This window comes from Curtobacterium sp. NPDC089689 (assembly GCF_044749145.1).
Taxonomy (GTDB): domain Bacteria; phylum Actinomycetota; class Actinomycetes; order Actinomycetales; family Microbacteriaceae; genus Curtobacterium.
Window position 1 is genome coordinate 1119706 of record NZ_JBIVHJ010000001.1, and the last position, 23674, is coordinate 1143379.

Genomic DNA, 23674 nt, shown 5'->3' on the forward strand with positions numbered 1-23674 from the left:
GCGGCTCGCCGCCACCGCGCGCGGCGCATCCTCCCCGGGCCGCGGCGCGCCGCGCCCCCCCCCCCGCGCCCCCCCCCGCGGGGGGGGGGGGGCGGGGCGCCCCCCCCCCCCCCCCCCCCCGGCCGTCATCCCGTTCCGCCTACTGCACCACCGGCTGCGGCAGTGCTGCGAGGATCTCGGCGGCCGCTTCGCGGCCCATCCGCACCGCCCCGTCGACGTGCTGGTACCCGTGCCCGGCGAGGTCGCTCGACGCGAACCGCAGCGGTCCGACGGCGGCTCGCTGGTCGGCGCCGTACCGGACGAGCCCGCCGAGGTCGAAGCTCGCGGCGTAGGCGCCACGGGTCCACTCCTCGGTGCCCCAGTCGCTCTCGTAGTAGACGACCGGGCGGCGCGCCTCGTCACCGTAGTAGTGCGCGAGCGAGTCGAGCACGCGGGCCTTGCGTTCCTCCGCCGACAGCGCGAAGACGTCGTCCGCGTGCTGGTCGGAGACGAACCCGACGAGCGTGCCCTGCTCGGAGCCGTGCATCGAGTTGTCGTACGCCTCGTGCACGAGCTCGTACGGGCTGAACGCGGTGCCGGACAGCCCCGCGCCCCGCCAGAACGGCCGGTCGTAGACGGCGTGCACCTTGATGACGAAGCCCATCGAGAGGTGCTGGTGGAGCTGGTGCTGCCGTCGGGGCAGCGGCGGCTCGTAGGAGATCCGCGAGTACAGGGGCGGCGGGACGGCCACGAGGGCCTGCCGCGCTCGGACCTCGACGCCGCCGTCGGCGATCGCGACCACGCCCTCGTCGTCCCAGCGGAGCGTCCGGACCGGGGCGTTCAGGTGAACGTCGTCACCGAGCCGGGCGGCCAGGCGCTCGGAGACCTGCTGCATCCCGCCGACGACGCGCTTGTCGAGGATGAAGTCGGCGTCGACGAGGTTCGAGAAGCTGCCCGCGGAGGCCGCCATGAGCAGGGCCTGCAGGGCGGAGAACGTGTGCGCGGGCTTCGTCAGCATGGCGCCGGCGATGAACAGCTCGACGTTCTCGGTCGCGACCCGGTCGTCGCTGAGCCGCCGCAGCCACTCGCGGAAGGAGACCTCGTCGAGCGCTGCGGCGTCGGGGGTCTCCCACGGCTGCGACGGGTCGACCTTCGCGACGTACTCGTCCACGACCGCCACGAGCCGCTCGATCTCGGTCGCGGTGGCCTCGGGCAGCGGGAAGATGTCGCCGGTGTACTCGGTGCGGGAGCCGTGCTGGTCGATGTAGACGCTCGAGCCCTCGCGGTACCGGTCGTACGTCGCGAGCCCGAGTTCCTCGAGCGTCTCGAGCAGGGCGGTCTGGTCCGGGGAGACCCACTGCCCGCCGATCTCGAGCGTCACGCCCTCGATGTCGTTCGTCCACGTCCGACCGCCGACGCGGTCACGGGCCTCGAGCACGGCGACGCTCCGGCCCTGCGCGACGAGACGGTTCGCGGCGACGAGGCCGGTCACCCCGGCGCCGATGACGACGACGTCCTTCTCGATGGTCACCGCTGCGTTCCCTTCGTGCGCCCGAACGGGTCGGGCGTCAGTGTGTACATGGTCTCGAGGTACTCGTGCAGGCCCTCGCCGCCACCCTCGCGGCCGAGCCCGGACTGCTTGACGCCGCCGAACGGTGCGGAGGCGTTCGACACGATGCCGGTGTTCAGCCCGAGCATGCCGGTCTCGAGCCGCTCCATGAGCCGCTGTCCGCGGGCGGGATCCTCGGTGAAGGCGTACCCGACGAGGCCGTACTCGGTGTCGTTCGCCGCGGCGATGCCCTCGTCCTCGGAGGAGAAGGTGCGGATCGCGAGGACCGGTCCGAAGATCTCGTCGCGGAGCAGGTCGCTGCCGGGCTGCACGTCGGTGATCACCGTCGGCGTGTAGAACGTCCCGGGGCCCTCGACGGGCTGGCCGCCGGTGCGGAGGGTGGCGCCCCGGTCGAGGGCGTCGGTCACGAGCCGGTGCGCCTTGTCGACGGCGCGCTGGTCGATGAGCGGTCCGATGGCGACGCCGTCGTCGGTACCGCGGCCGACGGTCATCGCCTCGACGCGTTCCGTGAGCCGCCGGGCGAACTCCTCGGCGACCGACTCCTGCACGATGAACCGGTTCGCCGCGGTGCACGCCTGCCCGGTGTTGCGGAACTTCGCCGCGAGGGCACCCTCGACGGCGAGGTCGAGGTCGGCGTCCTCGAAGACGAGGAACGGCGCGTTGCCGCCGAGCTCCATGCTCGTCCGGAGGACGTTCTGCGCGGCCTGCGCGAGCAGTGTCCGGCCGACGGGGGTCGACCCCGTGAACGACAGCTTCCGGAGCCGGGGGTCGTTGATGATCGGTTCGGAGAGCGCGCCGGCGTGGCTCGTCGGGACGACGTTGACGACCCCGGCGGGCACCCCGGCCTCGAGCAGCAGGTCCGCGAACAGCAGGGTCGTGAGCGGGGTGAGCTCGGCCGGCTTCACGACCGCGGTGCACCCGGCGGCGAGCGCGGGGGCGATCTTGCGCGTCGCCATCGCGAGCGGGAAGTTCCACGGGGTGATGAGGAACGTCGGACCGACGGGCTTGTGGGTGACGATCGCGCGCCCGGAGCCCTCGGGGTTGGTGCCGTAGGAGCCGCCGATCCGGACGGCCTCCTCGGAGAACCAGCGGAGGAACTCGCCGCCGTACGTGACCTCGCCGTTCGCCTCGGCGAGCGGCTTGCCCATCTCGAGCGTCATGAGGAGCGCGAAGTCCGCGCGGCGCTCCTGGAGCAGGTCGAACGCCTTCCGCAGGACCTCGGCGCGCTGCCGCGGCGGGGTCGACGCCCACGCCTGCTGGGCAGCTGCGGCGGCGTCGAGGGCGCGGACACCGTCTCCGGGGGTTGCATCGGCGATCTCGAGGAGCGTCTCGCCGGTGGACGGGTCGACGACGGGGAACGTCGCGCCGTCGGCTGCCTGCTGCCAGGTGCCGTCGACCAGGAGGCCCGTGGGGACCTTGGCGAGCAGCTCGCGTTCGGTGTCGGTGCGGGTGCTGAGGTCGGTCTGGGTGTCGGTCATGCTGCGGCGAGTCCTTCCAGGACGACGTCCAGGCCTTCGCCGAGGAGGGCGTCGTCGATCGCGAGCGGGGGGAGGAAGCGGAGGACGTTGCCGTACGTCCCCGCGGTGAGCGCGATCACACCGTGCTCGTACGCGTACTTGACCACACGACCGGTGAGCGCGGCATCGGGTTCGCCGGTCTCCGGGTCGACGAGCTCGATCGCGACCATGGCGCCGCGGCCCCGGACGTCGCCGATGCGGGGGTCCTCGGCCTGCGCGGCACGGAGGCGCCCGAGCAGGAGGTCTCCGATGGCTGCAGCGCGCTCCACGAGCCCGTCGTGCTCGAAGGCGTCGATCGCGGCGAGTGCGGCGGCGCAGGCGACCGGGTTGCCCCCGTACGTGCCACCGAGGCCGCCGACGTGCGCGGAGTCCATGATCTCGGCCCGACCGGTCACCGCCGAGAGCGGCATCCCGCCGGCCATGCCCTTCGCGGTCGTGACGAGGTCGGGGACGATGCCCTCGTGCTCGCTGGCGAACATCGCGCCGGTGCGGGCGAACCCGGTCTGGACCTCGTCGGCGATGAAGACGACGCCGTTCGCGGTCGCCCACTCGGACAGCGCCGACAGGAACCCGGCTGCGGGGACGACGAAGCCGCCCTCGCCCTGGATCGGCTCGATGAGCACGGCCGCGGTGTTCTCGGCGCCGACCTGCTTCTCGATCTGGGTGATCGCGCGCTTCGCGGCCTCGGCGCCGGACAGGCCACCGTCGCGGAAGGGGTAGGACATCGGGACGCGGTACACCTCGGGGGCGAAGGGGCCGAAGCCGTTCTTGTACGGCTGGTTCTTCGCCGTCAGCGCCATCGTGAGGTTCGTCCGACCGTGGTACGCGTGGTCGAACACCACGACGGCCTGCTTGCCGGTGTGCTTGCGCGCGATCTTCACGGCGTTCTCGACGGCCTCGGCACCGGAGTTGAACAGTGCCGTCCGCTTCTCGTGGTCACCGGGGGTCAGCCGGTTCAGCGCTTCGGCGACCTCGACGTAGCCGTCGTACGCCGCGATCGTGAAGCACGTGTGCGTGAACGACGCGACCTGCTGCTGCACGGCCTCGACCACGCGGGGGTGGGCGTTGCCGACGCTCGTCACGGCGATGCCGGACCCGAGGTCGACGAACGAGTTGCCGTCCGCGTCGACGACGACACCGCCCCCGGCCGCGACGACCGCGATCGGTACCGCGACCCCGACGCCTGCGGCCACCGCGACGCGCTTGCGGTCCATGAGCTCCCGGGAGCGGGGACCCGGCACCTCGGTGACGAGCCGGCGCTCCTGCGGCAGCGAGGGGCCACCCGTGGCGGCGCTGGTCGAGGGTGCGACGATGGAGGTCATGCGGCGATCGTAGGAGCCTCGCGCCGGGAGCCCCACCGTCCACGGCGTACAGCAGTCCCGGCCTCGTTCGCCACAGCGGATAGAGTCCGACCATGTCCGCGACCCTGCGTTCCCTGCTCCACCGCGCCGACCTCCGGCTCCGGCTGCTCACGCGCGACGACGCCCCGGCACTGGACGCCCCGCTGTCCTGGCTGCACAGCTCCGACCTCGAGGACCCGACGCCGTTCCTCGCCGACGGCCAGGGCCTCCTGACGACGGGCACGCAGTTCGGCGACGCCGAGGTGGATGCGGAGGTCGCCGAGGGCTACGTCGACCGACTCCGACGGCGCGGCGTCGTCGCGCTCGGGTTCGGGACGGAGGTCGTCCGGAACGGCACCCCGGCGTCGCTGGTCGCGGCCTGCGACGCGCACGGCCTGCCGCTCTTCGAGGTGCCCTACGAGACGTCGTTCATCGCCGTCGCGCAGGCGAACGCCGACGCGGTGTCCCGCGAGGCCAACGCCCGGAACGCGTGGGCACTCGCGGCACAGCGGGCGATCTCGCTCGCGGCGATGCGGCCGGACGGCCTCGGAGCGACGATCGCCGAGCTCTCCCGGCAGCTCGACGGCTGGGTCGGGCTGTTCGACCTCTCCGGGCGGCTCGACCGCGGGTTCCCCGACGGTGCCGTCCCGGTCGCCGACCTCGACGTACTGCGGTCCGAGGCGCTGCGGCTCCTGCGCGCGGGTCAGCGGGCGAGCCTCCCGGTCACCACCGAGCACCGCACCGGGTACACGCTCCAGACGCTCGGCAGCGGCGGGCACCTCGCCGGTGTGCTGGCGATCCAGAACGGCGGGGCCCTCGACCGGGCGGGTCGCGAGGTCGTCACCGCCGTCATCGCCCTCGCCGGACTGGCCCTGCAGCAGAACCGCGAGCTCGCCCGGGCCCGGGGGCTCCTGCGCACCGGACTCCTCACGATGCTGTCGGTCGGGGACCCGGCCGTCGTCGACTCGACCTCGCGCGAGGTCTGGGGGCCGTTGCCCGCGGAACCGGTGCGGATCGCGGCCGTCGACGTGGCCGACCAGGACCTCGACGCGGTCGTCGACCTGCTCGAGCTCTGGGTGCAGGACCGCCCCGGCCGGTTGTTCTTCGCCGTGGACGACGCGCTCTTCCTCTGCGTCGGCGCGGAGGACACCGCGGTGGTCGAGGAGCTCGTCGACCGCTTCGAGCTGCACGCCGGACTCTCCGACGGGGCCTCGTACCGGTACTTCGGCCGCGCCCGCACCGAGGCCGTGCAGGCGCTCGACCGCCGACGCGAGGGACGTCCCGGCACGACCGAGTTCGGCGACCTCGCCCGTGAGGGGGTGCTCGCCCACCTGGCCCACGTCGACGTCGACGCCGGGGCCGTCGCCCGCGCGTTCCTCGCCCCGCTGCTCGACCACGACCGGGCCGCGGGGACCGAGCTCACCCGGACTGTCCGGACCTGGCTGGAGCAGAACTGCGAGTACGACCGCACCGCGCAGGCCCTCGGCGTCCACCGGCACACCGCCCGCGCCCGGGTGGAACACGCCGGCCGGCTGCTCGACCGCGACCTCTCCGCGTTCGCCACCCGCGCCGACCTCTGGGCGGCGTTCGTCGTCGACGGCAGCGGCGGCCCGACCGGCGCCACCGGTACGACCGGCACCGGCGGAGTGGCTGCCGTCTAGGCTGTGCGCGTGCCGACCACACCGCCCCGCCGGCGCCTCAGCCCGGCCGAGCGGGAGTCCCAGATCACCGAGACGGCCGCCGCGGTCGCCCGCGCCGACGGCCTCACCGCGGTCACGCTGCGCGGGGTCGCCGCGGCCGTCGGGGTCGCCCCCTCACTCGTGGCGCACTACCGCCCGGTGATGGAGGACCTCGTCGGCGAGACGTTCCGCTCGATCGCGTCGGCCGAGGTCGCCGAGGTCGCCGGGCTCGTGGCGCGCGAGGCCGACCCGGTCGCACAGCTGGCCGTCCTGGTCGGCGCCGTCACCGATCCCGCCCGCGACGACGTGGCCGTCCTCTGGGCCGACGCGTGGAGCCTCGGCCGGACGAACGCGGTGCTCGCCGCCGCCGCGCGCGACGTCATGGACGACTGGCAGCGGCTCGCGACCGGTGTCGTCGAGGCGGGGGTGGGCGCCGGGGTCCTGCACGCCGAGGACCCGGCGGCCGTCGGACGGCTGCTCTTCGCCCTCGTCGATGCCGCGAACGGCTACGCCCTCGTCGACCACCTCGACCGGTCGACGCGCGACGATCTCGTCCGGAGCACGATCGCCCGCGCCGTCGGCCTCGACGCGGCCACCCTGCGGCGTTGAGCGTCGTCGCCGCGCGAGCGCAGCGCGACCGCGCACCGGACTGGAGGCACGGGTCGGGCCCGCCCCGCGCCTCCAGTCCGGAGGTGGCAACGCTCACCCCAGGACGCGCGCCGTCCAGTCGGCGAGCGCCGCGACCGCGCGGCGGGACACCGTCGCGTCCGGGACCATGCTCGTGAAGCCGTGGAACGCCCCCGGCCACACGTGCAGCTCCGCGTCGACGCCCGCGGCCCAGAGCGCGCTCGCGTAGACGACCGTCTCGTCGCGGAAGACCTCGGCGGTGCCGCAGTCGAGGTACGTCGGCGGGAGTCCGGTGAGGTCCGTCGCCCGCGCCGGTGCGGCGTACTCCGACACGTCGGCGGTCGCGCGGCGGGCGCCGAGGTACGCGTCCCAGCCGAAGCGCGTGAGCTGCCGGTCCGCGACCCCGACGCCGTCGATCTGCCGGCTCGACACCGTCGCGTCGCGGTCGTCGAGCATCGGCGAGACGAGCACCTGCGCGAGCACGCTCGGCCCCTGCCGGTCACGGGCGAGCAGGACCGTCCCCGCCGCGAGCCCGCCGCCCGCGCTCTGCCCGGCGACGACGATGCGCTCCGGATCGATCCCGAGCTCCTCGGCGTGCTCCGCGACCCAGACCAGTCCGGCGTAGCAGTCCTCGACCGGGTACGGGTCGGGGTGCTCGGGCGCGAGGCGGTAGTCGACGCTCACGAGCACGACGTCGTGGTGGTCGAGGAGCCACGGGTCGTACGAGTCGAGGTTGCCGAGGTGGTGCCCGAACACCATGCCGCCGCCGTGGATCGCGTACACGACCGGCGCGGTGCCGGTGCGGCCTCGGCGCTGGACGACGGCGAGGTCGATCGGATCGCCGAGGTGTCCCGGCACGCTGATGCTGTGCCGTTCGAGCCCGCGGCTCTCGAGACGGGCGTCGAGCTCGGCCTCGGTGACGTCGAGCTGGCGCATCCGGGGCAGGGCCTCGGGTGTCACGGTGACCGGTCCGCGGGCGGCGAGCGCGTCGAGGAACGGGACGAGCTCGGGGTCGAACGGCGGGTGGACGAGACGGTCGCTGGGCACGGGGTCGATCGGCACGGGGTGCACTCCTTCGGTGAGAAGTGGCGACTCCCGTGAGACGCGTGCGTGGTCTCGTGTGCCGGAGCTCACGGACGTTTTCCCTCTGCCGCGACCCTAGCGCACCGTCACGGTCCATCCCGGTTGCGCTCCCGCCGACGGCGGACCGCGACCAGAGGTGCAGCAGTGTCATGTTTGACATTTCAATACTGGCGCGCCAAGGTGGGCAATGGCGGCTGCGATCGCCACGGAAGACGAAACATGCCGGCACCGACGCCGGAGAGAAGGGAAAGACGTCCGTGAGCTCGAAGAAACATCAGCGTGTCGCCGCGATCGGCCTCGGCCCACTCGTGGTTGTGGCATCGACGTTGCTCGTCACCCCGGCGAACGCGGCGACCCGCACAGCCGAGGCGGCAGACATCTCATCTCCGGCCACGTCTGTTCTCAAGGAGATCGGACGCGAACTCGTGATTTCCGGCTCAGGCGCAGAACTCGCCTCCTTTGACCGTCTGAGCAGCACGCAACGCAACGAGCTTGCGTCCTACTTCCTCGACCCCGCGCCACGGGGCAACCCGAACGCCAGCGGTGGGCAAGCAACGTCGAAGTGCAAGGTCGTCGTGAAGCGCGGGGTCCTGACACCGTGGGGGACGGTTGCTTGGAGCACGTACTCGGCCATCCAGCGTCTCAGCGCGAGGGGGAACGGAGCGATCACGGCGAATCGCTGGGAGTGAACACCGTGCCGAACACCCAAGGAGGTAAGTCGTGAACCCTCTCGTACCGACCGTGCTGGACGGCACGTTGATGGTCGTCTCGCTCGTGGCGCTGGTGCTCTCGTTGAGCGCGTTCCTCTCCCTCGCTCGTGCAGGAGCGCTGACGGGTCGTCGTGGTCTCGCCTGGACGCTGGTGGTCCTGTTCGTCCCGTTCCTCGGGGCCACGGCGTGGTTCGTCGCACGGCACCGTGAGCGCGCGGCGGCGCGGCGGAAGCGTGGCGCCCACTGACGCGGTGCGAGCCCCCCGTGACCACACGACGGACGGGAGCCACGGTGCCAGCCGGCACCGTGCCTCCCGTCCGTCAGCGCGTCAGCGCGTCAGCCCTTGACCGGGATCGACTGCGCCTTGAGCGCTGCCACGGTCTTGGACTGTCCCGACTGGAGCGCCTCGAGGAGCGTGCCGTTCCCGGACGCCGCCTGGCCGAACCCGTCGGACACGTCCGAGTAGGTCTGGGTCATCGTCGGACCCCAGGTGAAGGGCTGGATGTCCTTCGCCGCGGTCGCGAACTCCTCGTAGATCTTCTGGTTGCCGTAGAAGGGGAGCCCCTCGGTCAGCGCGGGGAGGTCGGCGCCGGTGGTGGACGCCGGGTAGAGGTTGGCCTCCTTGTTGAGGGCGGCGAGCGCCTCCTCCGAGGTGTTCAGCCACACGAGGAACTTCGACGCCTCGGCCGGGTGCTTGCTGCCCGTGAAGACGACGTTGGACGAGCCACCCCAGGCGGCGGACTTGGTCTCACCCGAGATCCACTGCGGCATCGGCGCGACGGCCCACTTGCCCGAGGTCGAGGGCGCACCGCTCGAGATGGTGTTCGCTCCCCAGACGGCGGAGACCCAGGTCCAGTCCTGGCCCTTGTCGTACGCGTTGTTCCACTGGTCGGTGAAGCTCGGCAGCGTGTTGACGAGCTTCTTGTCGATGAGGTCCTGCCAGTAGTCGGCGACCTTCTTCGACGCGCTGTCGGTCAGGTCCACGTTCCAGTCCGAGCCGGAGTTCGAGAACCACTGGCCGCCGGCCTGCGAGACGAGCCCGGCGAACTGGTTGACGTCACCCTTGGCGAAGTTGGTGATGTTGCCGCCCATCGCCTTGATCTTCACGGCGTCCTCGGCGTACTCGTCCCAGGTCTTCGGCACGTCGAGGCCGGCCTTCTCGAACAGGTCCTTGCGGTAGTACAGCGCCATCGGGCCGGAGTCCTGCGGCACGGCGTAGACCGACTTCGACTCGCCGAAGGTGACCTGGTTCCAGAGGCCGGAGGAGAAGTCCTTCTTCGCGTCGCTGATCCCGGCGCAGGCGCCGATGTCCTCGAGGCCGCCCTGCACCCGGAAGGCCGGCAGCGTGTCGTACTCGACCTGGCCGATGTCCGGCGCCTGCTTCGCCTTCAGCTGGTTGAAGAAGTTCTGGTACGTGCCGCTGTTGCCGTTCGCGACGATGGAGACCTTGACCTGGATGTCCGGGTTCTCCTTGTTCCAGATCGCCACGACCTTGTCCATGTTGGGGACCCAGGTGGTGAAGTCGAGCGTGACCTTGCCGCTCGACGGCTTGCAGCTCGCGGCCGCGGTGTCGGAACCGCCTCCGGAGCCGCTGCCGCCGGCGCTGCAGCCGGCGAGGGCCACGGTCGCGGCGACCGCCACGGCGGCGACGCTGAGGAACTTCGTTGTCTTCATGCTGTTTCCGTTCGGATGTGGGTGAAGGGTCGGTGGTGCTGGTGGAGGCCGTCGCGGATGCGGCTGGGGGATCACAGCCGCGACGGGGTCGGGGATGCTGCTACTTCAGGCCGCCGGCGCCGAGGCCGGATCGCCAGAACCGCTGGAGGGAGAGGAACGCGATGAGCAGCGGGATGATCGAGACGAACGACCCGATGAGCACGAGGGTGCGCAGGTCCGGGTACTGGTTCACGCTCGAGTTCCACGTGTAGAGGCCGAGGGTGACGGGGAACAGGGACGAGTCGCGGAGCATCACGAGCGGCAGGAAGAAGTTGTTCCAGATCGCGACGAACTGGAACAGGAAGATCGTCACGAGTGCGGGCGACATGAGCCGAACGGCCACGGTGAAGAAGGTGCGGACCTCGCCGGAGCCGTCGATGCGGGCGGCCTCGATGATCTCGTCCGGCACGCTCGACGCCGCGAACAGCCGCGACAGGTACACGCCGAACGGGCTGACGATGCTCGGGAGGAACACCGACCAGAACGTGTCGGTCAGGTCGACCTGGCTGAAGATGAGGAACAGCGGCAGGGCCAGCGCGGTCGCCGGGACGAGCACGCCGCCGAGGAACACGTTGAAGAGGGCCTCGCGGCCGCGGAACCGGTACTTGGCGAGTGCGTACCCGCACATCGCGGAGAGCACGGTGCCGATGAGCCCGGCGACGCCGGCGTAGGCGATGCTGTTGAGCATCCACCGGACGTAGACGCCGTCCTGGTAGGTGAACAGCCTGCCGAGGTTGCCGAGGAAGTCCTGCACGCTGGAGGCGCTGAACCACAGCGAGAACGTCGTGTTGAAGTTCGCGGTCGTCTTCGTCGACGAGACCAGCAGCCAGAAGATCGGCAGCAGGAAGTAGACGGTGAAGACGCCCATGACGAGCATCGCCGCGCCGCGCGAGATGACGCTCTCACGCGGTCCCCGCGCTCCGCGCTGGTGCGGCAGGGAGGCACGGTTCGGCTCGAGCGGTCGGCCTGCGTCCGCCACGAGGTCGCGTCGGGAGGGTGCGTTGACGGTCACTGGGCGGCCTTCCGCTGGGTCAGTCGGAGGAACCCGATCGACAGGACGAACGTGGCGACGGCGAGGACGACCGAGAACGCCGCGGCGAGGTTGAAGTTCGGCACCGAGGAGGTCGAGTAGACGAGCATGTTCGGCGTGAAGGTCGACGAGATCGTCGAGGTGAACTGCCGGAACACGGTCGGCTCGGTGAGGAGCTGGAGGGTGCCGATGATCGAGAACACCGCGGTGAGGACGATCGCCGGGATCACCATCGGGATCTTGATCGAGAGCGCGATGCGGAGCTGCGAGGCGCCGTCGAGCTTCGCGGCCTCGTAGATCTCGGTCGGGATCGCGAGGAGCGACGAGTAGATGATCAGCATGTTGTAGCCGACGTAGACCCAGGTGACGACGTTCGCGACGGCCCAGAGGACGGTGCCGGAGCCGAGCAGGTCGACCTTCGACGTGACGGCGGAGAACGGCGAGAGGTCCGGCGCGTAGAGGTAGCCCCACATGATCGCGGCGATGACCCCGGGGACGGCGTACGGCGCGAAGAACGCCAGGCGGAAGAACCGCTTGCCGCGCAGCAGCGGGGAGTCGAGCAGGAGCGCGAAGACCAGGGCGAGCGCGAGCATCACGGGGACCTGCACGACGCCGAACAGCAGCACGCGGAGGACCGAGCCCCAGAACTCGCTGTTCTGGAACACGAGCACGTACTGGCTGAGGCCGCCGAACACCTGCGTCGGGGCGCCGAACGTGCCCTGGCGCTCGATCTTCAGCAGCGACTGCCACACCGCGTAGAGGATCGGGACGAGGTAGAACGCGGTGAAGAGCACGGCGAACGGCGTGACGAAGACCGCGATCGCGCGGCGGTACCGGAAGCCCCCGCCGCGTCGACGTCGGGCGACCCGGGGTCGCTGGGCTGTGGTGGTCATGAGCGCTTCCTGTCCGTGCGGATGATCTGGGTGCCACCGGGGGCGATGGTCGTGGTGCCGGTGACGGCGCGGTCGGCGACGAGTTCGTGGCCCGCCTCGTGGTGCTCGACGGCCTGGTCGGTGTGGTTGAGCAGGAACACCCACTCGTGCTGGTCGTCACGGCGTCGGACGACCTCGAGTCCCGGCTGGGCGGCGGGGTCCGGCGACACCCCGGCCTCATCGAGGACGTCGCGGAGGAGTCCTCGGAGCGTCTCCGCGGCGAGGACGGTGGAGACGTACCAGGCGGCCCCGGCCCCGTGGTCGTTGCGGGTGACGGCGGGCGCCCCGGCGACCTCGCCGTCCGTGTAGTCGAGGACGCTCGTGGCGCCGCGGAGCTCGACCGGCTCGCTCCACACCGTGCCGACGGACCCGTCCGACAGGTGCACCTCGCCGCCAGCGGGCAGCGGGAGGAACTCGTCGACGCGGACGCCGAGGAGCTCGCGGAACGCCCCGGGGTAGCCGCCACGGCGGACCCGGTCGCGCTCGTCGACGATGCCGCTGAAGAACGTCACGACCGCTCGACCTCCGCCGGCGACGTGGTCGGCGATCACCGCGGCGTGCTCGTCGCGGACGAGGTACAGCTCGGGGACGAGGACGACGGCGTACCCGTCGAGGGGTGCTCCGGGCGCGACGACGTCGACCGTGACGCCGAGGTCCCACAGTGCGCCGTGGAGCGCGTGCACCTGCTCCAGGTACTCGAGCGCGGTGGTGGGGTGGGCCTCCAGGTCGGCCGCCCACTGGTTCTCCCAGCTGAACACGAGCGCGACGTCCGCGGTGACGCGGGAGCCGCGCAGCTCGCCGAGCCGCTCGACCAGGGAGCCCAGTTCGACGACGTCGCGCCAGGTGCGGGAGTCCGTGCCGGCGTGCGGGAGCAGCGCGGAGTGGAACTTCTCGCTGCCCTGCACGGACGCGCGCCACTGGAAGAAGCAGACGCCGTCGGCTCCGCGGGCGATGTGCGCCGCGGTGTTCCGCAGCATCTCGCCAGGGGCCTTCGCCACGTTGTGCGGCTGCCAGTTCACGGCGCCCGTCGAGTGCTCCATGAGGAGCCACGGGGTGCCGCAGGCGAGACCGCGCGTGGTGTCGGCGGCGAAGGCGAGCTCGACGTGCGGCCGGGGCAGGCGGTGGTCGAGGTAGTGGTCGTTGGCGATGACGTCCATGTCGCCGGTCCACGTCCAGTAGTCCATCGCCGTGATGTGCGCGGCGACCATGAAGTTCGTCGTGACGGGCTTGTCGCTCAGGCTGCGGAGCACCTCGGCCTCGGCGCGGTGGTGGGCGAGGAGTTCGTCGGACGAGAACCGGTCGAAGTCGAGCGTCTGGCCGGGGTTGGTGGAGGACAGCGTGGCCCGGGGCGGCAGGACCTGCTCCCACGCGGAGTAGCGCTGGCTCCAGAACGCGGTGCCCCACGCGGCGTTGAGTTCCTCGACGGTGCCGTAGCGGGCCCGGAGCCAGGTCCGGAAGGCCTCGGCGGAGACGTCGCAGTAGCAGTGGGCGTTGTGGCAGCCGAGCTCGTTCGAGACGTGCCAGAGCTTCACGGCCGGGTGGTCGCCGTACCGCTCGGCGGTGGCACGGACCAGGGCGAGGGCGTGCTCGCGGTACACCGGGCTGCTCGGGCAGAACGCCTGGCGTCCGCCGGGCCAGCGGGTGGTGCCGTCGGCGACGACCGGCAGGACCTCGGGGTGCGCGGTCGTGAGCCACGGCGGGGTGGAGGCGGTGCCGGTGCCGAGGTCGACCCCGATACCGGCGTCGTGCAGGAGCTCGATGACGCGGTCGAGTGCGCTGAAGTCGTACTCGCCCTGGCGTGGCTCGACGTGCGACCACCCGAAGACGTTGATCGCGACGAGGTTCACGCCGGCCTCGCGCATGAGCCGGACGTCCTCGACCCAGACCTCGGGGTCCCACTGCTCGGGGTTGTAGTCGCACCCGAACGCCAGGCCGGTCGAGCCGAGCCCGAGCGCGCCGGTGGCGACGGTCGGCTGGGTGGTGGTGGTCACGGGAGTCCTCGCTGGTCGGGGCGGTCCTGCCGTCCGGCCGCAAGCGACCCCTTCGACGGCGAAGGTCACCCAGGATTCTGGGAGCGCTCCCAGTCCGCCGCGATCGAGCGGGATCGAGAAGTTCTGGGAGCGCTCCCAGAGTGAACACCAGCGCGCCGCCGATGTCAACACGGCACGGTCACGGACCAGTCGGAGCGGTCGGTACGCTTGCCGCATGTCCGACGTCCGTGCCGCCCGTTCCCGCGCCACGATCCAGGACGTCGCGGACGAGGCCGGCCTCTCGCGCGGCACGGTCTCCCGCGTCCTCAACGACGAGCCGTACGTCTCACCGAAGGCCCGCGAAGCCGTTCAGGAAGCCGTCCGTCGCGTCGGCTACGTCCGCAGTGCCGCAGCCCGCAGCCTGGTCACGCGGCGTTCCGGCGCGATCGCGCTCATCGTCCACGAGCCCTCGGTCCAGGTGCTCGACGACCCGAACATCGGGAACATCCTGATCGGCACGAACACCGTGCTGTCCGAGGCCGACCAGCAGCTCGTGACGATCATGGTCGACTCCGCCCGCGACAACGAGCGCGTGGTCGAGTACCTCCGTGGCGGGTTCGTCGACGGCGCGATCGTGCTCTCCGCCCGCGATGGCGACGCCGTGACCCGGGCCGTCGAGGAGATCGGGCTGCCCGCGTGCTTCGTCGGCCACCCGTCGGACGCGCCGAACACCTCGTACATCGCGATCGACAACCGCGCCGCCGCGTACGAGATCACCAGTCGACTCGTCGAGACCGGACGGCAGCGCATCGGCATGCTCGCGTCCGGCCTCGACCGCGACTCCGGGCAGGACCGTCTCGCGGGCTTCGAGGCCGCGCTCGGGGACCGCTTCGACCCCCTGCTCGTCGCCCCGAACCCGCTCGTCAGCTACACGGCCGGCGTCGAGGGCATGCGCGAGCTCCTCGGCCGTGCGCCGGACATCGACGGGGTCTTCGCTGCGTCGGACGCCGTCGCCGCCGGGGCGATGGACGTCCTGCAGCGCGCCGGTCGGTCCGTCCCCGGCGACGTCGGCGTGGTGGGCTTCGACGACAGCGCGTGGGCGCTCCGCTGCGACCCGCCGCTGTCGACCGTGCGGCAGCCGGCCAAGACGCTCGGCGAGCACGCAGCGCGACAGGTGCTCGAGCAGATCGCCGGCTCCGACGAGGGTCCGCACGGGCTCATCCTGCCCACCGAGGTGGTCTGGCGGGCGAGCGCCTGACGAACGGTCGGGTCAGCCCCGAGCGCTCCGGCGCAGGGCGAGCCACTGCAGCAGCATGATCGTCTTGCCGTCGGAGATCCGCCCGTCGTCGACCATCGCGAGCGCCTCGCGCACCGGGAGCTCGAGCACCTCGATGTCCTCGCCCTCGTCCTCGATGCCGCCGCCGTCCTCCACCCGGTCTGCCGGCGTGTACACCCCGACGTACCCGTGCACCCGCTCGGTGACGGACCCGGGACTCATGAACGCGTCGAACACCTTCGTCAACGCCCCGAGCCGGATGCCGAGCTCCTCCGCTGCCTCACGCCGGACCGCCGTCTCCGGGTCGTCCTCGTCGAGCAGTCCCGCCGCGGCTTCCACGAGCATGCCGTCCGGGTGGCCGTTGACGTACGCCGGCCAGCGGAACTGCCGGGTGAGCAGGACGGTGTCGCGCTCCGGGTCGTGCGGCAGCACCGTGGCGCCGTTCCCGCGGTCGTAGGTCTCGCGCTGCTGGCGGTCCCACCGGCCGTCGCGCCGCCGCACGTCGAGCGTCGTCCGGCGGAGCACGTGCCAGCCGTTCGAGACCACCTCGACGTCGTGGACGACCACGTCCGGGTTGCGGTCGAGGTCACGGCCGACGGCGTCGAGGCCCGTGCGACCCCGGTCGTCCGGGACCCTCTCGCCGGGGCGTGCGTCCGTCATCGGGGTCTCCACGCCGCCACGGTAGCGCGGCGGCCGGACGCACCAGGATGAGCCGTGGACGACGCGACCGACGAGCCGGGGCCGAGCCGTGCCTCCAGGCCGGTCGCCGGGTCTCGCCCGGGCGGGCGCGGGCGGAACGCAACAGGCCCCCGGATTCCTCCGGGGGCCTGTTGCCTGCCTGGTGCGCGAGGGGGGACTTGAACCCCCACGCCGTTTCCAGCACACGGACCTGAACCGTGCGCGTCTACCAATTCCGCCACTCGCGCCAGCCCCAGAACACTACCATGCACAGACGGCCCCAGGCGCCAGCCACTACCATGCAGGAGTCCCTGACCGAGAACACTGGAGACCCATGGGCCTGTTGGACAGCTTCGAGCGGGGGTTGGAGCGCGCCGTGAACGGTGCGTTCGCCAAGACCTTCCGCTCCGGCGTGCAGCCCGTCGAGATCTCGAGCGCTCTCCGGCGCGAGCTCGACACGAAGGCGGCCGTCGTCTCCCGCGAGCGCATCCTCGTGCCGAACGAGTTCACCGTCCGGCTCGCCCCGCCGGACTGCACGCGCATGACGGACATCGGCCAGCCGCTCATCGACGAACTGCGGCAGATGGTGCAGCAGCACGCGGTGGCGCAGAACTACTCGTTCTCCGGGCCGGTCTCGATCACGCTCAAGCAGGACGGCACGCTCTCCACGGGGATCCTGCAGATCGACTCCTCGACCGTCCAGCGCGACGTCGCCTGGGTCGCGGTGCTCGACATCGGCTCCCAGCGGCACAAGCTCCAGCGTGGGCGCACCGTGATCGGGCGCGGTTCGGACGCCGACATCACCGTCGCGGACACCGGCACGAGCCGCAAGCACGTAGAAGTGATCTGGGACGGCAAGCACGCCCAGGCCAACGACCTCGGGTCGACGAACGGCTCGAAGCTGAACGGCGAACGCTTCCAGCAGGCGATCGTGGAGCCGGACTCCACCATCGAGATCGGTCGTACCCGTATGGTGTTCCGGGTGATCCCGGAGAACGACGGAGGTGCTCGATGACCACGGGGCTGACCCTGCTCGTCCTGCGCTTCGCGTTCCTCGCGGTGCTCTGGCTGTTCGTGTTCGTGATCGTCTTCGCCCTGCGGAGCGACCTGTTCGGCCAGCGCGTCCGGACGATCCCCACCGACCCCAAGGCCGCGCCGTCCGGGCCGACGACCCCGTCGATCCCGACCGCAGCGACGACCGCCTCCGCTCCGGCCGGGGCGTTCACCGAGCTCATCGACCAGGGTGGGGGCACCGCGTCGAACGCCGCCGTCGCCACCCGACTCGTCATCACCGAGGGGTCGCGCGAGGGCATGGAGATGCCCCTCGGCGGCGGTCCGATCACCATCGGACGCTCGAGCGAGTCGAACGTCGTCATCCGTGACGACTACACGTCCACCAACCACGCCCGACTCGATCTGCGTGCCGAGGGCTGGGTCGTCACCGACCTCGAGTCCACCAACGGCACGTTCGTCAACGGTCAGAAGGTGACCTCCCCGGTGCTCGTCGCCGAGGGGACGCCCATCACGATCGGGACGACGACGTTCGAGCTGCGGCGGTAGGCGGATGACGGCACGGACGCTGAGCGCCGCTGTGTCCCACGTGGGGCGCATCCGCGCGAACAACCAGGACTCCGGTTACGCCGGAGCGCACCTGTTCGCGGTGGCGGACGGCATGGGCGGGCACGCCGGCGGTGACGTCGCCTCGGCGATCGCGATCCGCCGCATCCGCGAGGTCGACCGCGAGTTCCCGTCGGCGCACGACGCCGAGTTCGCCCTGCAGTCGGCACTCATCGCGGCGAACCAGCTCATCACCGAGACGGTCTTCGAGCACCAGGAGCTCACCGGCATGGGCACCACGGTGTCCGCGCTCATCCGGGTCGGCGACCAGATCGCGATCGCGCACATCGGTGACTCCCGCATCTACCGCTACCGCGACGGCGAGCTCCAGCAGATCACGTCCGACCACACCTTCGTGCAGCGGCTCGTCGACAGCGGACGCATCACGCCGGAAGAGGCTGCGGTCCACCCGCGACGCTCGGTGCTCATGCGGGTGCTCGGCGACGTCGACGCGGCGCCGGAGGTCGACACCGCGGTCATGGACATCCAGCCCGGCGACCGCTGGCTGCTCTGCTCCGACGGCCTGTCCTCCTACCTGGCCGAGGAGCGCATCCGCCACGCACTCGCGTCGAACATGGACGCGAACCAGGCCACCCAGCGCCTCGTCAAGGAGACGCTGGACCACGGCGCCCCGGACAACGTCACCGTCGTCGTGATGGACGTCACGGACGCCGACGTCGTGGACGAGGACGACGCCGCGACGACGGTCGGATCGGCCGCAGCTCCGCTGACCTTCGAGGCCTCGACCGGCCGCAAGCCGATCCGCCTCCCCACCATCCTGCTGCACCCGCTCAAGGTCACCACGGCACCGGAGGACTCCCACTTCGAGCCCGAGTCGGACCAGTTCTTCGCGGAACTCATCGCGGAGGACCGCCGTCGGCGCGTCCGTCGCCGCGTGGCGTGGAGCATCGCGCTCGTGGTCGCGATCGCAGCCCTCGTCGGTGCCGTGTTCCTCGGTTGGCGCATCACGCAGGACCACTACTACGTCGGCTCCGACCGCGGGACGGTGGCGATCTACAAGGGTGTCCAGCAGTCGATCGGACCGATCGCGCTCTCCGACGTCTACGAGGACACCGACATCAGCGTGAGCGGCCTGCCCGAGTACACGCGGGAGAACGTCCGGTCGACGATCAACGCGCAGTCGCTGTCCGACGCGCGCGAGATCGTCGATCGACTCCGCAAGGCCGCCGAGACCGGGCAGGACCAGGCGGGGACCGGTGGCTCGTCACCCTCGGCGTCGCCGTCCGCGACCGGTTCCCCGACGCCGTCGCCGTCGCCCACCCCCGGGAAGAAGCGATGAGCAACGCGACCGCCCAGTCCTTCACCCAGGCGATCACGATCAAGCTCCGTGAACCCGCGCGGGCCCGGAACCTCGAGCTCGTCCTGCTCGTCATCGCCTGCGGCATCTGCGCCGGCGCGATGGTGCTCGTGCAACTCGGCACGAAGGGACGGCTCTTCGACACGTCCGTGCTGTGGATCGGCGCGACCATCCTCGGCCTGGCACTGATCATGCACGTCGTGCTGCGGATCGTCGCGAAGAACGCTGATCCGTTCATCCTGCCGGTCGCCCTGGTGCTCAACGGCATCGGCATCGCGGAGATCTACCGCATCGACGTCCACGACGGCCTGACCGGCTGGTCGGCGATCGGCGTCAAGCAGATCGTGTGGACGATCCTCGCGATGGCCGTGGCGATCGTCGTCCTGCTCGTCGTCCGCAACCACCGGTTCCTGCAGCGCTACCGCTACATCTTCATGGCGCTGACGATCTTCCTGCTGCTCATGCCGATGCTCCCGCTCATCGGGCACAACGTGAACGGTGCACGCGTCTGGATCAAGGTCGGCTCGTTCACCTTCCAGCCCGGTGAGCTCGCGAAGATCACGATGGCGCTGTTCTTCGCCGGCTACCTCGTGACCGCGCGGGACTCGCTGTCGATCGTGGGGCGCAAGGTCCTGGGCATGACCCTGCCGCGTGCCCGCGACCTGGGGCCGATCCTCATCATCTGGGCCGCTGCGATGAGCGTCCTCGTGTTCCAGCGCGACCTCGGCACCGCACTGCTCTACTTCGGCCTGTTCCTCGTGATGATCTACGTCGCGACGGCGCGGCTCAGCTGGGTGCTCATCGGCCTCGTGCTGTTCGTCGGCGGTGCCCTCGTGGCGCAGTCGGTCCTCGTGTACGTGCACGGCCGGTTCGAGCAGTGGCTGAACCCCTTCGACAACGCGATCTACAACGCCGACACCCAGGCGAGCTACCAGCTCGTGCAGGGTCTGTTCGGTTTCGCGAACGGTGGCATCACCGGCACGGGACTCGGGCAGGGGCGGCCCTACATCACCCCGGTGGCGAACGCCGACTACATCGTCGCGTCGCTCGGTGAGGAGCTCGGCCTGATCGGCGTCTTCGCGATCCTCGCCCTGTTCATCGTCTTCGCCTCGCGCGGCATCCGCGTCGGCTTCATGGCGCAGGACGACTTCGGCAAGCTCCTCGGCGTCGGCTTCGGCTTCATCATCGCGCTGCAGGTGTTCGTCGTCGTCGGCGGCATCACGCGCGTCATCCCCGTGACCGGCCTCACCACACCGTTCATGGCGGCCGGTGGATCCTCCCTGATCGCGAACTGGATCATCGCCGCGATGCTGCTGCGCCTGACCGATGCGATCCCGGCCGAACAGCGCGTGCAGCAGGGGTCGATCCCAGCTGCTCGCGGACGAGGGGCGACCAGGAAGGAGCGTGCCCGGTGAACCGACAACTCCGCGGTGTGTCCACCGTCATCGTGCTCATGTTCGTCGCGCTCTTCGTGTCGACCACGTCGATCCAGTTCTTCTCGGCCGAACAGCTGCGCGCCGACCCCCGCAACTCCCGGACGATCCTCGCGAGCTACTCCACGAAGCGCGGCGCCATCCTCGTGGACGGCAGCCCGATCGCGGAGTCCTCCCCGTCGAACGACCAGTACCAGTACCAGCGGAAGTACACGAACGGCGACCTCTACTCGGCCGTCACCGGGTACTTCACGATCGGACAGGGCAACGCGGGCATCGAGAGCGCCGAGAACGGCGTGCTCTCCGGCAACTCGGACGCCTCGTTCTTCCAGAACCTCAACGCGATCCTCACCGGCCAGGACGTCCAGGGCGACAACGTCAACCTGACGATCGACCCCGACGTGCAGAAGGCCGCGTACGACGCCCTGGGCTCGAACACCGGCGCCGTCGTGGCGATCCAGCCGAAGACCGGCAAGATCCTGGCGATGGTCTCGAAGGAGTCGTACGACCCGAACGTCCTGACCTCGCACGACACCGCCGACGTCGTCGCGAAGTACAAGGCGCTCGAGCAGGCCGCCGGGCAGCCGTTGAAGAACCGTGCGATCGCGGGCGACCTCTACACGCCGGGCTCGGTGTTCAAGCTCATCGTCGCGTCGGCGGCGCTCGAGGGCGGCAAGTACACCCTCGACTCGACGTTCCCCAACCCGTCGCGGCTGCAGCTCCCGGGCACGAGCGCGTACATCAACAACGCCGAGGGCGGCTCGTGCGGGGGCGGCGACAAGGTCAAGCTCCGCACGGCGATCCAGTACTCGTGCAACATCCCGTTCGCGGAGCTCGGGCAGAAGCTCGGCTACGACGCGATCAAGAGCATGGCGGACAAGTACGGCTTCAGCGACCAGATCGAGGTCCCGATGAAGGCCACCGCGAGCCAGTACCCCGACGTCAGCGACGACACCGCCCAGCTCATGCTCAGCGCGTTCGGCCAGGCGAGCGTCCGCGTCACCCCGCTGCAGATGGCGATGGTGTCGGCGGGCATCGCGAACGGCGGTACGGTGATGCAGCCGACGCTGATCGACTCGATCACGACGAGCGACCTCAAGACGGTCGAGTCGTTCTCCCCGAAGGAGTTCAGCAGCCCGCTGTCCTCGTCGGAGGCCGGTGACCTCACCGAGGCGATGCAGAGCGTCGTCAACGCGGGGACCGGGACGAACGCGAAGATCCCCGGGGTCGACGTCGCAGGCAAGACCGGGACCGCCGAGGGCGGGACCGGCGATCCCTACACACTCTGGTTCACGGGCTTCGCTCCGGCGAAGGACCCGGAGGTCGCCGTCGCGGTCGTCGTCGGCAACGGCGGCGGTCTCGGGCAGTCCGGGGTCGGCAACACGGTCGCGGCTCCGGTCGCGAAGAAGGTCATGGAGGCGGTGCTGAACAAATGAGACCCACCAGCGGGCTCACCTTCGGTGGGCGGTACCAGCTCTCGTCCCGCGTCGCGATCGGCGGCATGGGTGAGGTGTGGCAGGCGACCGACCTGGTCATCGGCCGCACCGTCGCGCTCAAGATCCTCAAGGACGAGTACCTCGGTGACCCCGGGTTCCTCGAGCGCTTCCGCGCCGAGGCCCGGCACGCGGCGCTCGTCAACCACGAGGGCATCGCGAACGTCTTCGACTACGGCGAGGAGGACGGCAGCGCCTACCTCGTGATGGAGCTCGTGCCCGGTGAGGCCCTCTCCACCATGATCGAGCGGGAGCACACGCTGCCGGTCGACAAGGTGCTCGACATCGTCGCGCAGACCGCGAACGCCCTCCAGGCCGCGCACGCCGTCGGCCTCGTGCACCGCGACATCAAGCCGGGCAACCTGCTCATCACGCCGGACGGCCGCGTCAAGATCACCGACTTCGGCATCGCACGCATCGCCGACCAGGTCCCCCTGACCGCGACGGGCCAGGTGATGGGCACCGTCCAGTACCTCTCGCCCGAGCAGGCCAGCGGCCACCCGGCGTCGCCGTCGACCGACATCTACTCGCTCGGCATCGTGGCGTACGAGTGCCTCGCGGGTCGGCGCCCCTTCACGGGCGAGTCGCAGGTCGCGATCGCGATGGCGCACATCAACGAACAGCCGCCGCCGCTGCCCGCCGACGTCCCGGAACCGGTCTCGGCGCTGGTGATGTCCTGCATCGCGAAGAAGCCGGCTGACCGTCCCGCGACCGCGGCGAACCTGGCCCGCGCGGCACAGGCGCTCCGCCGCGGGGACGTCGCTGCTGCGACCGTCGCCGTCCCGATGCTCGCGGACGCCGGGACCGTCGCGTTCAACCCGCCGCAGCGGCAGGGTGACGATGCCGCGACCGCACTCCTCGGTACCCAGGCCGGCTCGTCGGTCGGTGGTCCCCGCACCCCGCCGTCGCCCACCTCGGAGGACGACGAGCCGAAGAAGAAGCGCGCGTGGATCTGGTGGGTGGTCGGCATCGTCGTCCTGCTCGCCATCGGCGGTGTGATCGCTGCGGTCGCCTTGAACGGCAACGCGGAACCCGAGACGCCCGCGTCGACCAGCTCGTCCCCGCGGTCGACTCCGACCCGGAGCACGCCGACGCCCACCCCGACGCAGGTGAGCCGGATCGACATCGACTCGTCGGACTACGTCGGCCGTGCCACGAGCGACGTCGAGGCCGAGTTGCGGAACCTCGGTCTCGTCCCCGAGATCGTGAACGGCGACCCGGCGACCGGGACGAACCAGCCGAACACGGTGCAGTCGCTCGATCCGACCGGCAGCCTGACCGCCGGCACGCCGATCACCATCCGGCAGTACACGACGCCCCCGACGGTGTCGAAGCCGGACCAGCCGACGGCCGGCGACGTCTCCGACAGCGGCGCCGTGACCTTCAGCTGGGGTGAGGCGACCTGCCCGACCGGGTACTCCGTCTCCACCTACACGTGGAGCGTCCAGGGCGGTCGCGACAGTTCCGGTGCGACGAGCGGCACGACGTCCTCGACGGCCGTCAACATCCAGGCGGACGCTGAGGGTGAACCGGTGAAGTTCAACTACTCGGTGACCTGCGGCGCGGGGGGCAGCGACCTCCAGAAGTCGCCGGGCTCCGACTCGGTCACGGTGACCTGGACCGCGAACGACGGCTCCGACCCCGGCGACGGCACGGACCCGACGGACCAGCCCGGCGGCGACCCGACCGGACCGCAGGACTCGAACTGA

The 23674-nt window shown here is 70.9% G+C and carries 20 protein-coding genes and 1 tRNA gene; 11 read left to right on the forward strand and 10 right to left on the reverse strand.

The features are described 5' to 3' along the window. Positions 1-139 precede the first annotated feature (139 nt). The 3 genes from ACIPYW_RS05490 to gabT are packed head-to-tail and all read right to left on the reverse strand — an operon-like array spanning position 140 to position 4388. Positions 140-1510: a flavin monoamine oxidase family protein gene (locus tag ACIPYW_RS05490; protein WP_400411522.1), complete on the reverse strand. Its 1371-nt coding sequence runs from the start codon at positions 1508-1510 to the stop codon at positions 140-142. Further along, positions 1507-3027, reverse strand: a complete 1521-nt coding sequence (locus ACIPYW_RS05495; protein ID WP_400411524.1) for an NAD-dependent succinate-semialdehyde dehydrogenase — start codon at positions 3025-3027, stop codon at positions 1507-1509. Before ACIPYW_RS05495 ends, ACIPYW_RS05490 begins: the two co-directional genes overlap by 4 nt. Beyond that, complete coding sequence (gene gabT, locus ACIPYW_RS05500) at positions 3024-4388, reverse strand: 4-aminobutyrate--2-oxoglutarate transaminase (RefSeq protein WP_400411526.1); 1365 nt, start codon at positions 4386-4388, stop codon at positions 3024-3026. The genes ACIPYW_RS05495 and gabT overlap by 4 nt, the downstream gene beginning before the upstream one ends. A 92-nt stretch (positions 4389-4480) precedes the next feature. Between gabT and ACIPYW_RS05505 the strand changes: the two genes are divergently transcribed. After that, complete coding sequence (locus tag ACIPYW_RS05505; protein WP_400411529.1) at positions 4481-6067, forward strand: PucR family transcriptional regulator; 1587 nt, start codon at positions 4481-4483, stop codon at positions 6065-6067. 9 nt (positions 6068-6076) lie between these two features. Then, a complete protein-coding gene (locus ACIPYW_RS05510; protein WP_400411531.1) occupies positions 6077-6694 on the forward strand; it encodes a TetR/AcrR family transcriptional regulator in 618 nt (205 codons plus the stop codon). Between the two features lie 93 nt (positions 6695-6787). Here ACIPYW_RS05510 and ACIPYW_RS05515 read toward each other — a convergent pair whose 3' ends face one another. Continuing rightward, entirely contained in the window at positions 6788-7774 is a 987-nt protein-coding gene (locus ACIPYW_RS05515; protein WP_400411533.1) for an alpha/beta hydrolase, read from the reverse strand. A 278-nt stretch (positions 7775-8052) separates the two neighbouring features. Here ACIPYW_RS05515 and ACIPYW_RS05520 point away from each other — a divergent pair, with 278 nt between their 5' ends. Together ACIPYW_RS05520 and ACIPYW_RS05525 are read left to right on the forward strand one after the other, a co-directional pair. Continuing rightward, on the forward strand, positions 8053-8484 hold the full coding sequence (locus tag ACIPYW_RS05520) for a hypothetical protein (RefSeq protein WP_400411536.1): 432 nt from the start codon (positions 8053-8055) through the stop codon (positions 8482-8484). A gap of 31 nt (positions 8485-8515) precedes the next feature. Beyond that, positions 8516-8752, forward strand: a complete 237-nt coding sequence (locus tag ACIPYW_RS05525; RefSeq protein ID WP_400411539.1) for a PLDc N-terminal domain-containing protein — start codon at positions 8516-8518, stop codon at positions 8750-8752. A gap of 89 nt (positions 8753-8841) precedes the next feature. On the opposite strand, the gene ACIPYW_RS05530 is transcribed toward ACIPYW_RS05525, so the two are convergent. The 4 genes from ACIPYW_RS05530 to ACIPYW_RS05545 all read right to left on the reverse strand — a co-directional run bounded on the left by ACIPYW_RS05530 (position 8842) and on the right by ACIPYW_RS05545 (position 14171). Further along, positions 8842-10179 (reverse strand): ABC transporter substrate-binding protein, encoded by a 1338-nt coding sequence (locus ACIPYW_RS05530; RefSeq protein ID WP_400411544.1) that lies wholly within the window; start codon positions 10177-10179, stop codon positions 8842-8844. Between the two features lie 100 nt (positions 10180-10279). Then, on the reverse strand, positions 10280-11230 hold the full coding sequence (locus tag ACIPYW_RS05535) for a carbohydrate ABC transporter permease (RefSeq protein WP_400411547.1): 951 nt from the start codon (positions 11228-11230) through the stop codon (positions 10280-10282). After that, a complete protein-coding gene (locus tag ACIPYW_RS05540; protein WP_400411550.1) occupies positions 11227-12141 on the reverse strand; it encodes a carbohydrate ABC transporter permease in 915 nt (304 codons plus the stop codon). The genes ACIPYW_RS05535 and ACIPYW_RS05540 overlap by 4 nt, the downstream gene beginning before the upstream one ends. Continuing rightward, positions 12138-14171 (reverse strand): beta-galactosidase, encoded by a 2034-nt coding sequence (locus ACIPYW_RS05545; protein WP_400411552.1) that lies wholly within the window; start codon positions 14169-14171, stop codon positions 12138-12140. Before ACIPYW_RS05545 ends, ACIPYW_RS05540 begins: the two co-directional genes overlap by 4 nt. Positions 14172-14385: 214 nt before the next feature. Here ACIPYW_RS05545 and ACIPYW_RS05550 point away from each other — a divergent pair, with 214 nt between their 5' ends. Further along, the gene (locus tag ACIPYW_RS05550) at positions 14386-15408 is read left to right on the forward strand and encodes a LacI family DNA-binding transcriptional regulator (RefSeq protein ID WP_400411554.1); all 1023 of its coding nucleotides are present in this window, start codon (positions 14386-14388) and stop codon (positions 15406-15408) included. Positions 15409-15420: 12 nt separating this feature from the next. Here the strand turns inward: ACIPYW_RS05550 and ACIPYW_RS05555 are convergent, their stop codons facing one another. Together ACIPYW_RS05555 and ACIPYW_RS05560 are read right to left on the reverse strand one after the other, a co-directional pair. Further along, positions 15421-16086, reverse strand: coding sequence for an NUDIX domain-containing protein (locus ACIPYW_RS05555; RefSeq protein WP_400412520.1), 666 nt, complete (start codon positions 16084-16086; stop codon positions 15421-15423). A gap of 179 nt (positions 16087-16265) precedes the next feature. Continuing rightward, positions 16266-16352: transfer RNA gene (locus tag ACIPYW_RS05560), tRNA-Leu, on the reverse strand. Positions 16353-16438: 86 nt separating this feature from the next. On the opposite strand from ACIPYW_RS05560, the gene ACIPYW_RS05565 reads away from it, so the two are divergent. Genes ACIPYW_RS05565 through ACIPYW_RS05590 form a run of 6 tightly spaced genes read left to right on the forward strand, consistent with a single transcriptional unit; the run spans position 16439 to position 23674 of the window. Next, positions 16439-17119: a DUF3662 and FHA domain-containing protein gene (locus tag ACIPYW_RS05565; protein ID WP_290133360.1), complete on the forward strand. Its 681-nt coding sequence runs from the start codon at positions 16439-16441 to the stop codon at positions 17117-17119. After that, positions 17116-17664, forward strand: a complete 549-nt coding sequence (locus tag ACIPYW_RS05570) for an FHA domain-containing protein (protein WP_400411556.1) — start codon at positions 17116-17118, stop codon at positions 17662-17664. Before ACIPYW_RS05565 ends, ACIPYW_RS05570 begins: the two co-directional genes overlap by 4 nt. A gap of 4 nt (positions 17665-17668) precedes the next feature. Next, on the forward strand, positions 17669-19021 hold the full coding sequence (locus ACIPYW_RS05575; RefSeq protein WP_400411559.1) for a Stp1/IreP family PP2C-type Ser/Thr phosphatase: 1353 nt from the start codon (positions 17669-17671) through the stop codon (positions 19019-19021). Then, positions 19018-20454, forward strand: coding sequence for an FtsW/RodA/SpoVE family cell cycle protein (locus tag ACIPYW_RS05580; RefSeq protein WP_290133363.1), 1437 nt, complete (start codon positions 19018-19020; stop codon positions 20452-20454). The genes ACIPYW_RS05575 and ACIPYW_RS05580 overlap by 4 nt, the downstream gene beginning before the upstream one ends. Then, a complete protein-coding gene (locus ACIPYW_RS05585) occupies positions 20451-21908 on the forward strand; it encodes a peptidoglycan D,D-transpeptidase FtsI family protein (protein WP_400411561.1) in 1458 nt (485 codons plus the stop codon). The genes ACIPYW_RS05580 and ACIPYW_RS05585 overlap by 4 nt, the downstream gene beginning before the upstream one ends. Beyond that, entirely contained in the window at positions 21905-23674 is a 1770-nt protein-coding gene (locus ACIPYW_RS05590) for a protein kinase (RefSeq protein ID WP_400411563.1), read from the forward strand. Before ACIPYW_RS05585 ends, ACIPYW_RS05590 begins: the two co-directional genes overlap by 4 nt.

Coding starts and splice junctions, on each gene's coding strand:
- ACIPYW_RS05590 (WP_400411563.1), top strand. CDS start 21,905: ATGAGACCCACCAGCGGGCTCACCTTCGGTGGGCGGTACCAGCTCTCG.
- ACIPYW_RS05540 (WP_400411550.1), bottom strand. CDS start 12,141: ATGACCACCACAGCCCAGCGACCCCGGGTCGCCCGACGTCGACGCGGC.
- ACIPYW_RS05530 (WP_400411544.1), bottom strand. CDS start 10,179: ATGAAGACAACGAAGTTCCTCAGCGTCGCCGCCGTGGCGGTCGCCGCG.
- gabT (WP_400411526.1), bottom strand. CDS start 4,388: ATGACCTCCATCGTCGCACCCTCGACCAGCGCCGCCACGGGTGGCCCC.
- ACIPYW_RS05575 (WP_400411559.1), top strand. CDS start 17,669: ATGACGGCACGGACGCTGAGCGCCGCTGTGTCCCACGTGGGGCGCATC.
- ACIPYW_RS05570 (WP_400411556.1), top strand. CDS start 17,116: ATGACCACGGGGCTGACCCTGCTCGTCCTGCGCTTCGCGTTCCTCGCG.
- ACIPYW_RS05505 (WP_400411529.1), top strand. CDS start 4,481: ATGTCCGCGACCCTGCGTTCCCTGCTCCACCGCGCCGACCTCCGGCTC.
- ACIPYW_RS05565 (WP_290133360.1), top strand. CDS start 16,439: ATGGGCCTGTTGGACAGCTTCGAGCGGGGGTTGGAGCGCGCCGTGAAC.
- ACIPYW_RS05495 (WP_400411524.1), bottom strand. CDS start 3,027: ATGACCGACACCCAGACCGACCTCAGCACCCGCACCGACACCGAACGC.
- ACIPYW_RS05555 (WP_400412520.1), bottom strand. CDS start 16,086: ATGACGGACGCACGCCCCGGCGAGAGGGTCCCGGACGACCGGGGTCGC.
- ACIPYW_RS05550 (WP_400411554.1), top strand. CDS start 14,386: ATGTCCGACGTCCGTGCCGCCCGTTCCCGCGCCACGATCCAGGACGTC.
- ACIPYW_RS05580 (WP_290133363.1), top strand. CDS start 19,018: ATGAGCAACGCGACCGCCCAGTCCTTCACCCAGGCGATCACGATCAAG.